The organism is Gammaproteobacteria bacterium (assembly GCA_030949385.1).
In the GTDB taxonomy this organism is placed as follows: domain Bacteria; phylum Pseudomonadota; class Gammaproteobacteria; order JAUZRS01; family JAUZRS01; genus JAUZRS01.
This window is the reverse complement of the sequence record JAUZSP010000003.1, coordinates 284218-299055: the sequence shown is the minus strand read 5'-3', so window position 1 is coordinate 299055 and position 14838 is coordinate 284218. Positions and strand designations below refer to the sequence as shown.

The 14838-nt window shown below is 52.6% G+C and carries 11 protein-coding genes and 1 pseudogene; 7 read left to right on the top strand and 5 right to left on the bottom strand.

The genetic code is table 11. From position 1 onward, the window contains the following. The first annotated feature begins 9 nt into the window (after positions 1–9). Positions 10–3159 carry an efflux RND transporter permease subunit gene (locus Q9O24_05110; protein ID MDQ7074528.1) on the top strand — a complete coding sequence of 1050 codons (3150 nt, stop codon included), beginning with the start codon at positions 10–12 and terminating at the stop codon, positions 3157–3159. Positions 3160–3250: 91 nt separating this feature from the next. Here Q9O24_05110 and rpsT read toward each other — a convergent pair whose 3' ends face one another. Continuing rightward, positions 3251–3517: a 30S ribosomal protein S20 gene (rpsT, locus tag Q9O24_05105; protein ID MDQ7074527.1), complete on the bottom strand. Its 267-nt coding sequence runs from the start codon at positions 3515–3517 to the stop codon at positions 3251–3253. A gap of 189 nt (positions 3518–3706) precedes the next feature. On the opposite strand from rpsT, the pseudogene murJ reads away from it, so the two are divergent. The 6 genes and pseudogenes from murJ to ispH all read left to right on the top strand — a co-directional run bounded on the left by murJ (position 3707) and on the right by ispH (position 10967). Further along, positions 3707–5250 (top strand): annotated as a pseudogene (murJ, locus tag Q9O24_05100) (murein biosynthesis integral membrane protein MurJ). Positions 5251–5306: 56 nt separating this feature from the next. After that, positions 5307–6251, top strand: coding sequence for a bifunctional riboflavin kinase/FAD synthetase (gene ribF, locus Q9O24_05095; GenBank protein MDQ7074526.1), 945 nt, complete (start codon positions 5307–5309; stop codon positions 6249–6251). A gap of 24 nt (positions 6252–6275) precedes the next feature. Further along, on the top strand, positions 6276–9080 hold the full coding sequence (ileS, locus tag Q9O24_05090) for an isoleucine--tRNA ligase (GenBank protein MDQ7074525.1): 2805 nt from the start codon (positions 6276–6278) through the stop codon (positions 9078–9080). Positions 9081–9083: 3 nt separating this feature from the next. After that, entirely contained in the window at positions 9084–9581 is a 498-nt protein-coding gene (gene lspA / locus Q9O24_05085; protein MDQ7074524.1) for a signal peptidase II, read from the top strand. Next, positions 9568–10038, top strand: a complete 471-nt coding sequence (locus Q9O24_05080; GenBank protein MDQ7074523.1) for an FKBP-type peptidyl-prolyl cis-trans isomerase — start codon at positions 9568–9570, stop codon at positions 10036–10038. Before lspA ends, Q9O24_05080 begins: the two co-directional genes overlap by 14 nt. Next, positions 10038–10967, top strand: coding sequence for a 4-hydroxy-3-methylbut-2-enyl diphosphate reductase (gene ispH, locus Q9O24_05075; protein ID MDQ7074522.1), 930 nt, complete (start codon positions 10038–10040; stop codon positions 10965–10967). The genes Q9O24_05080 and ispH overlap by 1 nt, the downstream gene beginning before the upstream one ends. A 2-nt stretch (positions 10968–10969) precedes the next feature. Here the strand turns inward: ispH and Q9O24_05070 are convergent, their stop codons facing one another. From Q9O24_05070 to Q9O24_05055, 4 genes are read right to left on the bottom strand one after another with little or no spacing between them, the layout of a single operon-like run. Next, complete coding sequence (locus tag Q9O24_05070; protein MDQ7074521.1) at positions 10970–11380, bottom strand: type IV pilin protein; 411 nt, start codon at positions 11378–11380, stop codon at positions 10970–10972. A 29-nt stretch (positions 11381–11409) separates the two neighbouring features. Then, positions 11410–11562 carry a hypothetical protein gene (locus Q9O24_05065; GenBank protein MDQ7074520.1) on the bottom strand — a complete coding sequence of 51 codons (153 nt, stop codon included), beginning with the start codon at positions 11560–11562 and terminating at the stop codon, positions 11410–11412. Positions 11563–11564: 2 nt separating this feature from the next. Continuing rightward, positions 11565–11804: a hypothetical protein gene (locus Q9O24_05060; protein ID MDQ7074519.1), complete on the bottom strand. Its 240-nt coding sequence runs from the start codon at positions 11802–11804 to the stop codon at positions 11565–11567. Continuing rightward, positions 11761–14817 carry a PilC/PilY family type IV pilus protein gene (locus Q9O24_05055; protein MDQ7074518.1) on the bottom strand — a complete coding sequence of 1019 codons (3057 nt, stop codon included), beginning with the start codon at positions 14815–14817 and terminating at the stop codon, positions 11761–11763. Before Q9O24_05055 ends, Q9O24_05060 begins: the two co-directional genes overlap by 44 nt. Positions 14818–14838 lie beyond the last annotated feature (21 nt).

Genomic DNA, 14838 nt, shown 5'->3' with positions numbered 1-14838 from the left:
TAATTTTGTGTGAACGCCATCATTGACTGGTTCGCCCGCAACACCGTCGCCGCCAATTTACTCATGTTGGTGATTGTGATTGCCGGAGCTTTGAGCCTACCGCAAACCCGCAAAGAGACCATCCCCACCGTCTCTCTGGACATGATCACCATCAACGTCTTCTACCCAGGCGCTTCTGCAGAAGAGGTCGAACGGGGTGTTTGTGTGCGCCTAGAAGAGGCGGTGCATGATCTGGAGGGAATCAAAAAAATGACCTCATCGGCCACCGAAGGGGTCTGCATGGTGCTGCTGGAAATGACGATCAATTACGACATTTCACGCCTGTTAGACGATGTTAAATCCCGTGTGGACAACCTCACCACACTGCCCAAAGAAGCAGAAACGCCCTCCATCCGTGAGATTGCGATCAAAAACCGCGCTCTGAGTGTGGCGGTCTCTGGAGCAACGGACGAGGCAAGCCTAAAACGCCTCGGCCAACGGATACGAGATCAACTGGCGGATCTGCCCAGCGTCACCCAAGTGGAACTCTCTGGGGTACGCGACTATGAAATCAGCATCGAAGTCAGTGAAGCGGCGCTGCAACAATACGGCCTCAGCCTCGACGAAATCGCCAACGCCATCCGCCAACGTTCACTGAGTCTGCCTGCGGGCAGCCTGAAAACCACCAGCGGTGAACGTCTGTTGCGCATCAAAGGCCAGCTCTACAACGGTGAACAGTTCGGCCAACTGGTGATCCGCAGCCACGCCGACGGCAGCCGCCTACTGCTGGGTGACGTGGCTGAGGTGCGTGACGGCTTTGAAGAAGACGCCAAACGCTCGTTTTTCAACGGTCAAAACAGCGTCCTATTGCAAGTCTATCGCGTCGGCAATCAGAGCATTTTGCAGATATCCAAAGAGGTTCACGACTTCGTCGAACAAACCACGCTGCCCGAAGGCATGACATTGACCATCTGGCGCGACAGTTCGGAGTACTTTAAAGGCCGAATGAATTTGCTGCTGCGCAACGCCGTCACAGGCCTGACCTTGGTCTTTTTTATTCTGGTGCTGTTTCTGCGTTTTCGCCTCGCCTTCTGGGTCAGTTTGGGTATTCCCATCTCTTTTATGGGCGCGTTTATGTTTCTGCCGGGGCTGGATGCTTCCATCAATATGATCTCCATGTTCGCCTTTATTTTGGTGCTGGGGATCGTGGTGGACGACGCCATCGTGGTGGGCGAACACATCCACATTCGGCAAAAAGAACTGGGAGACAATCTGCAAGGGGCGATTCAGGGCGCACAAGAGGTGGCCAAGCCGGTGATCTTTGCCGTGCTCACCAGCGTGGTGGCCTTTATGCCGATGCTGACGCTGCCAGGTGCCAACGGCAAACTGTGGGGGATCATTCCAACCATAGTCATTTTAACTCTGCTGTTCTCGCTGCTGGAGTCTTTGATTATTTTACCCGCTCATCTGGGCAAGATGAAAATGCAGCAGCCACCGCCAAAACAGGGCGGCGGCATCGGTGCGATGCTGGCGCGGCTGCAACGGCGTTTTTCTCAAGGTTTGGAAGGTTTAATCCGCCGCTTTTATCAACCCCTGCTGGAAGCGGCACTCAAATGGCGCTACCTGACTGTGGCAATTTTTATCAGCGGTCTGATGCTGATCGGCTCCGTGGTCGCCGGAGGTTATCTAAAGCTGGTGTTTTTCCCTGCCATCGAAGGCAACTACGCCATCGCCAGCCTGACCCTGCCGCAAGGCAGCACCTTGGAACAGACCGAAACCGCCCTCAATCGCATTGAAAAAGCCGCCTTAACACTGCAAACAGAGCTGCGTGATCCCAATGGCAACCAGACCATCGTCCATATTCTCACCAGCCTCGGTGAGCAGCCAATGACCGAACGCAGCGCGCGCATGGATCAGCGCGGCACCCATCTTGGCGAAGTCGCACTGGAACTGTCCCCTTCCGAAAACCGCAAACTGAGCACCGAGGAGATCGGCAAACGCTGGCGCACCTTGGCCGGTAAGATTGCCGATGCCAGCAAACTCAACTTCAGCGCCTCCATGCGCCACTCCGGCAAGGCGGTGGATGTGGAGCTGAGCGGCCCTGACCTCACCATTCTAAAACAGCTCAGTCAACAGGTTCGTCTTAAGCTGACCCACTATCCGGGGGTAGAGGAGATTGAAGACTCCTTTAAAACCGGCAAACAGGAGATCCAACTGCAACTGCGTCCCGGAGCCGAGCAGCTTGGCCTCACCCTGCAAGATCTGGCACGACAGGTTCGGCAAGGGTTTTACGGCGAAGAGGTGCAACGCATTCAACGAGGACGTGATGAAGTTCGGGTGATGCTGCGTTACCCCCTCGAACAGCGCCGCTCCATCAGCGATTTGGAAGCGATGCAGATCCGCCTCAAAGACGGTCGTGAACTGCCTTTTGTGGTGGTGGCCAGCGCCCAACTGCGCCAAGGGCCGCAGGAGATTCAGCGCCGTGATCGTCGCCGAATCGTTAACGTCACCGCTGATGTGGACAGTGAAACCGGCGACAGCAGCGCCATTCTCAAGGAATTAAAAGAGAGTGTGCTGCCCGAACTGCTGCAAAACCACCCCGAGGTGCGTTTTTCTCTGGAAGGCCAAGCCCGCGAGCAGCGCGAAACAATGGCGACCTTAGGGCGCGGTTTTCTGCTGGCGCTGCTGGCCATTTATGCGCTGATGGCAATTCCGTTTCGCTCCTACGCGCAACCGCTGATTATTATGTCGGCGATTCCTTTTGGGCTGGTGGGTGCGGTGGTGGGGCACCTGCTGCTGGGCAAAGCCCTGAGCGTTTTATCCTTGACCGGCATGGTCGCCGTAGCGGGGGTGGTGGTGAACGACAATCTGGTGCTGGTGGATCACATCAACCGCGCCCGTGAACGGGGGGAAGAGCTGTTTGCAGCGGTGCGAAATGCCGGTGTGGCACGTTTTCGCCCCATTATTCTCACTTCACTGACTACTTTTGCCGGTCTCACTCCCTTGATGTTGGAGCGCAGCGTGCAGGCGCAATTTTTGATCCCGATGGCGATTTCACTGGCCTTCGGGGTGCTGTTTGCCACCGTCATCAGCCTGCTGCTGGTACCGGCCAGTTATTATTTGATTGAGGATTTTAAACGGCTGTTTGCGGCTAAAAATCTCAATGATTCAGCGAAATAATTTAGCCTCATGCGGTAGGGGTAGAAAAATTTCTACCCCACAAAAAAAGCCCCATAAAGGGGCTTTTTTCAACAGCAATCAAAAACGCAGCTTAAGCAGCCAGCGCCTTGATATGACCGTTCAAACGGCTCTTATGACGAGCTGCCTTGTTTTTGTGAATCAAACCTTTGCCCACCAAACCGTCAATGACGGGAACCGCAGCCACATAAGCCGCAGCTGCTTCTTCTTTGTTACCCGACTCGATAGCCTGTACCACTTTTTTCATGTAGGTACGCATCTTCGAGCGCAGGCTGGTGTTATGCCGACGGTGCTTTTCCGCCTGACGGGCGCGTTTTTTTGCTTGCGCTGAATTAGCCACTATCGCATCTCCAAAATTTGTGTGAATAAGTGAATATTTTCGAACGCGCGATTATCCAAAAATCTTTGCAGTTTGTCAACAAAAGTCGAACATCTGCTGCTAAACTGCCCGTTTCATCCTCCACAATCTGAACATCGCCCCTTCGAGAGCCCTTCAGTGAGCACACCTTCCAATAAAAAACCCAGCTTGATGCGCTCTGGGCTGATCGTCAGTGTAATGACCCTGTTATCGCGCATCCTCGGTTTTGCCCGCGATGTGGTCTTTGCCCAGACCTTTGGGGCTGGTGGCACCACCGATGCCTTTTTTGTCGCCTTTAAGATCCCCAACTTTCTGCGCCGCCTGTTTGCCGAAGGCGCGTTTTCACAAGCCTTTGTGCCGGTTTTTACCGAATACAAAGAACAACGCACGCCAGAAGAGCTGAAACAGCTGGCCGATCATGTGGCCGGAACCCTTGCCACCCTGCTGCTCGTCATCAGCGTCATCGGCGTACTGGGCGCACCGCTGCTGATTCTGCTCTTCGCTCCCGGTTTCAGTGACGATCCCAGCCGCTCGGCACTGGCCAGCGAGATGCTGGCCATCACCTTCCCTTACATCTTCTTTATCTCCTTAACCGCGCTGTCAGGCGGTATTCTCAACAGTTTTAACCGCTTTGCTGTGCCTGCCATCACCCCCATTCTGCTGAATTTTTGCATGATCGCTGCGGCCATCTGGCTCTCGCCCCATTTTGAACAGCCGGTGGTGGCGCTGGCGTGGGGGGTCTTTTTGCTGGTCTGGCACAACTGCTGTTCCAACTGCCCTTTTTGGCTCGCCTCGGTCTGCTGCCACGGCCTCGCTGGGGCTGGCACAATTCCGGTGTGCAGCGCATTTTGAAATTGATGTTACCGGCCATTTTTGGCTCCTCGGTGGCGCAGATCAATCTGCTGCTGGACACGGTGATCGCCTCCTTTTTGGTTGCAGGCAGCATCAGTTGGCTCTACTACGCCGACCGCTTGGTGGAGTTTCCCTTGGGCATTTTTGGCATCGCCATCGCCACCGTTATTTTGCCCAATTTGTCTGCCAAACACGCGCAAAATTCCAACCAAGGCTTCAGCGAGATGCTCGACTGGGCGTTGCGATTGGTGATCGTGGTGGCAGTACCAGCCACCTTGGGGCTGCTGCTGCTGGCCGGGCCGATTTTGGCCAGCCTGTTCCAATACGGAGCTTTTGAGCTGCACGACACCCAGATGGCACGTTACAGCTTGATCGCCTACAGCCTAGGACTGCCTGCGTTTATCTTGATCAAGGTGCTCGCCCCCGGATTTTATGCCCGCCAAGACACTAAGACTCCGGTTAAAATCGGCATTATCGCCCTGATTACCAATATGATCTTTAACCTCGTGCTGGTCATTCCCATGGTCTACTGGGACTTTATCGCCCCGCACATGGGTTTGGCGCTGGCCACCGGCCTCTCGGCGTGGCTGCAAGCGTGGATGCTCTACCGTCGTCTGCGCCAACAGAAGGTCTACCGCCCCAACGACCAGTGGTGGAAACTGCTGCTGCAAGTGACTGCGGCGGGTCTGGCCATGGCGCTGAGTTTGCTCTTTTTCACTCCCGATCTGGCGCAGTGGGGTACGTTTTCTGTCTGGCAACGCATTGGCAACCTGTTGCTGCTGATCAGTGGCGGGGCGCTGGTCTACCTGCTCACTTTAGGACTGCTGGGGATGCGACCGGCGATGCTCAAACATCAGCATTAAGTCAGGCTGTTTTTCTTGTATAATCGTGCCTTTTTCTACTCTGGGAGCGTGTTCTGTTGCAATTGATTCGAGGTGCTTACAACCTCACGTCCGCTCACCACGGCTGCGTGGCCACCATTGGCAACTTCGATGGCCTGCATCGCGGTCATCAGCAGGTGCTGTCAGGGCTAAAACAGCAGAGCCAAAAACTGGGTCTGCCCAGCTGTTTGATCAGTTTTGAACCGCTGCCTCGGGAGTACTTTGCTCCCGACAACGCCCCCGCACGCCTGCTCACCTTGGCAGAAAAAATTGAACGCCTGCAACAGCTCAGCCTCGACCGCCTGCTGTTGCTGCCTTTCAATCAAAGCCTTTGCCAACAGAGCGCCGAAGCGTTTATTCAGCAGACTTTGGTCACGGGACTTGGGGTGCGTTATTTGGTCGTCGGCGATGATTTTCAATTTGGCTGTGATCGTAAAGGCAACTTTGAGCTGCTGCAAAACGCAGGCAGGCAGTTCGACTTCGAAGTGCAGGCCACCGAAACCTTTCAGCTGCACGGCCAGCGCGTCAGCAGCACCCAGATTCGTCAACAACTGGCAGCAGGAAAGCTGGAACAGGCCGCGCAACAGCTCGGCCACCCGTTTCAGATTTCTGGACGAGTAGCGCACGGTTTCGCCCGTGGCCGCACCATCGGCTTTCCTACCGCCAACATCAGCCTCAAACGTCAGCAACCGCCGTTAAAAGGGGTCTTTGTGGTCAGTGCCACGCTGCCCGATGGTCAGGTTCAACCGGCCATTGCCAATATCGGCAACCGCCCCACCGTCGGCGGTACTAAACCTCTGCTGGAAGTGCATCTGTTTGACTTTGGCGCTGATCTTTACGGCCAACGCTTAACCATTCGTTTTTTGCACAAACTGCGCGACGAACAGAAATTTGACTCTTTTGATTTGCTAAAAAAGCAAATCGAACACGATGCCAATGATGCCCGTGCTTTTTTTCAGCAGTCCGCTGCGATTCAACTTTAATCCGCCCCGCTTGGAGCTTTTTCTGTGACCGACTACAAACAGACCCTCAACCTTCCAAAAACCGCTTTCCCAATGAAAGCCAACTTGGCCAATCGTGAACCCAACACACTGAAAAAATGGCAACAAATGGGCTTGTATGAACAGATTCGCCAAATCAGCGCGGGGCGCAAAAAATTCATTCTGCACGACGGCCCACCCTACGCCAACGGCGACATTCACATCGGCCATGCGGTCAATAAAGTGCTCAAAGACATCATCATCAAAAGCAAACAGTTGGCGGGATTTGATGCCCCCTACGTGCCGGGTTGGGACTGCCACGGTCTGCCCATTGAGTTAATGGTGGAGAAAAAGGTCGGCAAAGTAGGTAAAAAAGTCGATGCCGCCACCTTTCGTGCAAAGTGCCGCGACTACGCCAGCAAACAGGTGGAAAAACAGAAAACCGACTTTGTCCGTCTCGGAATTTTTGCCGAATGGCAAAACCCCTATCTGACGATGGATTATGGTTTTGAAGCCAACATCATCCGCACCTTGGGCAAAATCATCAACAACGGCCATCTGCACAAAGGCGCAAAACCGGTACATTGGTGTCTCGATTGCGGTTCAGCACTGGCAGAGGCGGAAGTGGAGCATCAAGATAAAACGTCCTCTGCCATTGATGTCGCTTTTGCCGCCATCGACAGCCGTGCCATCGCACAAGCTTGTGGCGGCGACAGCGATAAAAACATCTCACTGGTCATCTGGACCACCACCCCGTGGACGCTGCCCGCCAATAAAGCCGTCTCGCTGCACCCCGACTTAACCTATCAACTGGTAGAGACAAACAAAGGCTGCCTGCTGCTGGCCGAGGCGCTGCTGGAGTCGACACTGGAACGCTACGGAATCAAGGAGCATCACATCCTTGGCCAGTGCCAGGGCGCGGCACTGGAACATCAGCAACTGCAACACCCCTTTTACAGCGAACAGGTGCCGGTGATTCTCGGCGATCACGTCACCGTCGAAGCCGGTACAGGCGCGGTGCATACCGCACCTGGTCACGGCCAAGACGATTTTATCGTCGGGCAAAAATACGGCTTAGAAACCTACAATCCCGTCGGAGCCAACGGGGTTTTTCTGCCCGACACCGCCCTGTTTGCCGGTCAGCACATCAATAAAGCCAATGCCGCTATTTTAGAGCTGTTGGAGCAAAACGGCGTGCTGCTCTGCCATAAAACCATCCAACACAGCTACCCCCACTGCTGGCGACACAAAACGCCGATCATCTTCCGCGCCACGCCGCAGTGGTTTATCAGCATGGAGCAAGAACAGCTGCGCAAAACGGCTCTGGAAACGATCAAAACCGTGCAGTGGCTGCCCGAATGGGGACAAGCACGAATCGAAAAAATGATCGAGAGTCGTCCCGATTGGTGCGTCTCTCGCCAACGCACTTGGGGCGTTCCAATCCCCTTACTGGTAAATAAAATCAGCTCTGAATTGCACCCCGACAACCTTGAGATCATCGAAAAAGTGGCTAAAAAGGTCGAACAAGATGGCATTCAAGCCTGGTCTGACCTGAGCTTAGAAGAGCTGATCGGCGATCAAGCAGACGACTACCTCAAAGTCAGCGACACGCTGGATGTCTGGTTTGACTCTGGGGTCAGTCACGCCTGTGTACTTGATCAACGCGAGCAACTCGGCTTCCCTGCCGATCTCTATTTAGAAGGCTCTGATCAACATCGTGGCTGGTTCCAATCTTCCTTGCTCAGCGCCATCGCTTCTCGTGGTGAAGCGCCGTATAAAAGCGTGCTGACCCACGGTTTCACCGTCGATGCACATGGCCGCAAGATGTCCAAGTCCGAAGGCAATGTGGTGCCACCGCAAAAAATCTTCAACAGCTTAGGCGCGGATATTTTGCGCCTCTGGGTGGCTTCCACCGACTACCGTAACGAAATGACCGTCTCTGATGAGATTCTCAAACGCACCGCCGATTCCTACCGCCGTATTCGTAACACGGCGCGCTTTTTATTGGCCAATCTGCACGGCTTTGACCCCAAAACCGATCTGGTTGCCGAAGAGCAGATGTTGTCTTTGGATCGTTGGGCGGTCAGTCAAGCCGCACGCCTACAAGTCGAGATTGAACAGGCCTACACCGACTACAATTTCCATCTGATCTACCAAAAACTGCACAACTTCTGCGCGCTGGACTTGGGTGGTTTTTATCTCGACATCATCAAGGATCGTCAATACACCACACAGGCAAACAGCTTAGCGCGGCGCTCGGCACAGACGGCGTTATTCCACATCGTCGAAGCCATGAGCCGCTGGCTGGCACCGATTTTAAGCTACACCGCTGAGGAGATCTGGGCGCAAATTCCAGGCGAACGCAGCGAGTCGGTTTTTTTAGAGACCCACTACGATGCGCTCTTCTCACTGGGTGAAAGCGATCTGCTCAGCCACCAGCAGTGGCAACAGGTGATTGATGTGCGTCTGGCGGTGAGTAAAAATTTGGAGCAACTGCGCCGCAGCGGTGAGATCGGCTCCTCACTGGATGCCCAGATCACCCTCTACTGCGACGACGAATTAAAAGTCGTACTGAACAAGCTGCAAGACGAACTGCGTTTTGTTTTGATCACCTCGTATGCCCAAGTTTTGTCCAGCGCTGAACGCCCCAACGAAGCCGAAAACTGCGAACAAACCGGTTTATGGATCGTCAGCCACGCCAGCAAAGAGACAAAATGTAGTCGCTGTTGGCATCACCGTCAGGATGTGGGACAAGACGAAACTCACCCCGAACTCTGTGGCCGCTGCGTGGAAAACGTTGATGGCGCTGGCGAACCGCGAGCCTTTGCCTAAACCATGAAAATCTCAACTCTGCTGCGCTGGTTCAGCCTGACTCTGCTGCTGATTTTACTCGATCAAGTCACTAAAATTTGGGCCGACAGCGCATTGCAACTCTATCGCCCCGTTGAAATAACGCCTTTTTTCAACCTGATGCTGGCCTACAACCCAGGTGCGGCGTTTAGCTTTTTGAGCGACGCGGGTGGCTGGCAACGCTGGTTTTTCAGTTTGCTCAGCATGGTGGTCAGCGTTGTATTGATCGTTTGGCTGACCCGCCTGAAAGAAAACGAAAAATGGATGGCAGCCTCTTTGAGTTTGATCTTGGCCGGAGCCATCGGCAATCTGATCGACCGCCTTGCCTACGGTCATGTGATCGATTTTCTCGATCTGTATTATAAAAGCCATCATTGGCCTGCCTTCAATATTGCTGATTCGGTCATCTGCATCGGCGCGGTTATTATGATTGCCTTAACCTTACGCGAAGGCAAAGACGAGAAAAAAAATGAGTCTGAATAAAATCAAATTTGGCGATCACGTCAGCCTGCACTACCGCCTGACTCTGTTTGATGGCACGGTGGCCGACAGCACCTTTGAAGAGGAGCCGATCCACTGCCACGCTGGTGACGAGAGCCTACCCGACTGCCTGCAACAACTGTTGATTGGCATGTACCAAGGCGAGGAACAAAACACCCTGTTGGACCCACTCAGCGGCTGGGGTGAACCGGATGAAGAAAAAATTCAAAACCTACCCTTGAGCGACTTTCCTGCCGAACTGCAACCAGAAGTCGGCCAAGTGCTGGCCTTTAACCTGCCCAACGGCGAAGAGCTGGCCGGTACCATTTTAGACGTTGATCAAAAACAGCAGCAAGTACGCATTGACTTTAACCACCCCCTTGCCGGTCGCCAAGTGCAGGTTGAGATCAAAATTATGCAGCACAGCCCTTGCAACTCAACCACGGAGTGTCACCACTGATGGAAATTTTACTCGCCAACCCACGGGGCTTTTGCGCCGGAGTGGATCGTGCCATTGAAATTGTTGAACGCGCTTTGGAGCTGTTTGGCGCGCCGATTTATGTGCGCCACGAGGTGGTTCACAATCGTTTTGTGGTCAATAACCTGCGTGAAAAAGGCGCTATTTTTGTCGATCATTTGAGCGAAATCCCTGATGACGCTACGGTCATCTTCAGTGCTCACGGGGTCTCTAAAACAGTGGAGGAAAATGCCAAACAGCGCGGTCTGAAAATTTTTGATGCCACCTGCCCACTGGTAACCAAAGTGCATTTGGAAGTGGCGCGCTACGCCAAAAACCATACGGAAGTGATTTTGATCGGCCATGCCGGTCACCCCGAAGTGGAAGGCACCATGGGACGCTTTGACAGCTCACTGGGCAGCAAAATTCATCTGGTGGAGACCGTTGAAGACGCTAAAAACCTACAGGTAGAGCACCCCGAAAAGCTGGCTTACGTTTCACAAACCACCCTCTCAGTGGACGACACCCACGCCATTATCCAGCAGCTCAGCGAACGCTTTCCTGCGATCACCGCACCACGGCGCAACGACATCTGCTACGCCACCCAAAACCGCCAAGATGCGGTCAAAACCTTAGCCAAAGAGAGCGATCTGGTCTTGGTGGTGGGGTCAGCCAACAGCTCCAACTCCAATCGACTGCGAGAAATTGCTGAAAAAAGCGGCATTCCAGCCTATTTGATTGACGGTCCTGATGACATTCGAGAAAGCTGGTTGGAAGGCAAAAAAGAAGTGGGGTTAACAGCCGGAGCCTCAGCTCCAGAGGTGTTGGTGCAGGCGGTGATCAACCGTCTGAAATCAATGGGCGCTAACGCCAAAGAGTTAGAGGGTCTAAACGAAGACGTCTCTTTCTCGCTGCCCAAAGCGCTGCGCTGACGTTACCAGCACGCGGCAGGCGCTTGTAGACCAGCGGAGTTTAAGCTGATGGTTGGGCAATCTGCATCACCCGCTTGCACACCCCCAGCGACGGGAACGGCTTGCAGAGCAAACGCATCACCATCAGCCGCTGTCACTGCCAACGTGTAATAACGCTCTTTACTCAAAAAAGGTGCGCTGCTTGCCGGATAGAGCAGCGCATACGTAGCCGCATAGGTGTTGTTTTGGATGTAATAACGCTCCTGCTGATCCGCCATCCCCAGTAGAGCCGCCGTCGCATCACTGCGCCGCGCATCATTCAAATAGCTCGAAAACTGCGGTACCGCAACCACCGCTAAAATACCGATAATCGCCACCACAATCATCAATTCAATCAGGGTAAAACCGGTTACCGCTTTATTGCTTTTATTCACAAATATTGCCTTCTATAAATTAAGAGTGGTTAGTTTTCATACCAGTAGGTTTTTTTCGCCTGATTGGAACCGGCACTGAAAAACTCATTGCCAATAATGCCCGTTGTGCCTTGGTCGGTAATCAATAAACCCGGTGCAGGCGGAATACCGCTGCGCAACAGACCTTTACGCCGATCCTCCAACGTCAAATCACCCGATAAATTTTGATCAATGGTGGGAGTACCATTGGCAATATCGAGAAAATAAGCGTAGCCCTGACCTTGGCTGGGCGAACACGCACTGCGCTCGCTGCCGATGCAATGGGCGCGTAGGTGGTGACCACCGCTTGACCCTCAACAATCAAGGGCGCTGCCAAACCTTTCTCCCCCACATACGCACCGTTACTCTCTTGCAGACGAATATACCACCCTTGTGCTGCGTTCATGGCAGGCCGTTGCCGTACTGCGTTGCGTCGCCGTTCCTTGACCAATTAAATTGGCGGTGGTGTCTATAATTTGAGTCGCTGGGGTTGCTGGATTTGCCCCACCTTCCGTTACTGCAAGGTAACTGGCAGGAGGAGAGTAGACGTATTTATCTTTAATCATATAAATACGATCTTGAATAATATTATTCAGTGGGTGCGCTCGATAACCAGAAGCGGTCAAAATCGCTAAATAGGGTGACTGCCCAGGAGAAGCGATCAAGGAAATATCTGGTGGGTAATAAAAACGCCGATTATCCACATCCGCTGCGCCTCCCAATTTAGCAATCACGCCACCGGTCATTAAATCAGCAGCAGAAGTATTATTAGGATTCAGGTCAAAACGCCACAACTGGGCACGGGTGTCTCCCACATAAAGACGATCTGTCAGGCCATCACCGTCTAAATCAATCGCATTGACTTTAGAGGGTATGCTGTTGGTCATATCGGTCAAACTCAAGTCTGCCCCCGAGCCACTGGGACCGGCCCACCAAATTCGCTGGCCTGTCTCTGCATTTACGATGTAAATTGCTCTGCCCTGAAGATCTGATGCAGGCAGCAGATTACTGTCTTGCGCTGGATCATACCCCCCAGCAAAAATAAGTACCTTGGTGGCCACACCGTTGTATTTAATGGTTTTAATTACTGGGTCAGACCACGTTTGGCCTAATTCAGCAAACACACCCGTCCCGCCTTTAATCGTCCACTTCAAGACGGGTGAGCTAGGATTGGTTACATCTAGAGCATAATAATTACGTCCTCCACGTCGCATCCCAAAATAAAGATAGGCTTTATCCGTAAGATTAACCACACCATCTCCACCGTCATCAACCCAGGTTTGTACTGAACCATCCAAACCATAAATACGATTACTGGCCGCGTTGTTAATATAAAGCGTCCGCAAATTGGGCAACAATTCTTGTGGCATAAAACCAAATATTTCAGCGCCGTTTGACTCATCCACCACATGCAAATAACCGCTGTTGGTGGTAAAAAAGAGCGCCGTTTGAGTTGGGTAAGTAATCACTGCTGGCTGTGAGTGCAGTGGGTCACTGATTTGCAAACGAGGCCCCGGTGCAGTCAATGTATTAAATTCATTTTTGATGTCCACCCCACGCGCCCACTGCAATAACTCCGCAGGCGTTGGATTTGCATCTGTAGCCAACATATTGAGATAAGGTAACAAACGAACTTGATTGCTTTCATTTAAAAAATGCTCGCCGGTAATGGCAGCCAAGCTGACGTTACTGGCGGCTGCCACACCCGAATAGGTGTACATTTTTCTCGGCAACGTGAGACGACTACTAGAACCGCCTTTCACCACATCCTTACCATCCACAACAGTGGACCAATAACTCTGTGCTGTATCCAACAACTCACCACCAATAGGATCAATGGCAGCGACGTTATTCCCATCCACAATCTTTGGATCACCGGTCACTGAATCAAACGCAAGACGATATTTTTTCAGATTACCATCCCAGCGAGGGCGCGAACTGGGTTTAAACATTGTCATGTACAATTCATTGCGATGTCTGGCGCGATTGGCAGCATTAATCGGCACTGTGGGTGCGGTAAAAGTACTGCCCGACGCTCGAATGTCGCTGATAATCGCGGCAAAAGCTGCGGTCAAGCCTTGCGTATCATCTGCTGAAAAATAAGCCCCACCGCCCTTTGTCGCCGTGTCTCGCAACAACTGCAATGCATCTTTATCTTGTTGAGACAATAAAGCCGGATCACCAAAGGCAAAACCAATGGTATAGGTTAATACATTCTGGTTGTCGGGCAGCGTTGATTGATCACCAAGATAGAGGTATTGAGCCAACTCATCCAAACAGTTGCCATTGCAAGCAGCTTGCCCTGTCACCGTTGCAAAACCAGGCAACGCTTGAATCGCACTGTCCGCCCCGCCGTCGCTGGTTGGCCGACCATCGGTCAGAAAGATTAAAGAACTTTTTTGACACTCAAATTTAATCGGCGAAACATAACTGTCTGTATTGGCTGTTTCGGTACCTGACAAACGAGACGCAGCCACGCTGGGCAACAACACATCGTTACCACTGACCCGAGCGTTTGAGTTAATGCCATAAACAACGCCCTCTCCCCGAAAATAGCGGGCTGCTTCATACAGTACCTCAGACAGCGGTGTTCCACCGCCCGGCTCCAACACCCCCAATTCGCCAATAAAACCCGCTCTCGATGCCACAATGTCTTGCATCGCCGAACGCACCATACCCCCTTCGGCACCGTTGCTGTCTGAATCAAAACGCATCAAGCCAATATTGATGTTACTGGCGCTGTTGACCAGATCAAACACCACTCGCTGTACAATACCCAAACGGGTACTGCGACCGGTCAACGGTTTGTTGGCCAAACTGTTCCAATTTAAATAATTACCGCTGTAAAGAGTTTGGTTCTGCCAAATCACTTGGCCACCCACCAATCCCCAAGGACCATTCACACCGTTCTCAGCAAACACATTCGGAGTCGGCGCCGTATTTGACCCATGCACCCCATCATCGCCCTGACACTCCAACTCAAGACCACTCAATGCTGGATCCAAACCCTGCCAAACACGGGTCACAGGATCCCACTCAGCAACAGCACCAAAATAACTGCCCGACTGATCAAAAGAAGACTGAGCGGCCTGACAATGAAAATTAGCCGCTGCAATCACATTGGCATTGGCTGGATCGGTAATCACCGCACCACTGAGAGACCAATAAACACTGCTGCTAACAAAACCACCGGAATAGGTCACGCTGGAGATGTAATCGTAAGAATCCACATCGGCTTTCATGCTGCCAGACGTATCAACAATAAATAGAATATTAGGCTGACCCAGCAAGTTAGCTACATTTCCGGTGCTTAAATTACCGACATAAATCTCAGTATCATCCGCCAGTGGTGCACCTGCAAAGACCCCCAAAAAGAAGCCAAAAATAACTCCCTTGGTCCACATTCGTTGTCTTTGCATGATGTTCTCCACTGCGGTTTT

Excerpts from the sequence above, each read along its gene's own strand:
- Q9O24_05080 (MDQ7074523.1), top strand. The coding sequence starts at position 9,568 with ATGAGTCTGAATAAAATCAAATTTGGCGATCACGTCAGCCTGCACTAC.
- lspA (MDQ7074524.1), top strand. The coding sequence starts at position 9,084 with ATGAAAATCTCAACTCTGCTGCGCTGGTTCAGCCTGACTCTGCTGCTG.
- Q9O24_05055 (MDQ7074518.1), bottom strand. The coding sequence starts at position 14,817 with ATGCAAAGACAACGAATGTGGACCAAGGGAGTTATTTTTGGCTTCTTT.
- Q9O24_05060 (MDQ7074519.1), bottom strand. The coding sequence starts at position 11,804 with ATGAACGCAGCACAAGGGTGGTATATTCGTCTGCAAGAGAGTAACGGT.
- ispH (MDQ7074522.1), top strand. The coding sequence starts at position 10,038 with ATGGAAATTTTACTCGCCAACCCACGGGGCTTTTGCGCCGGAGTGGAT.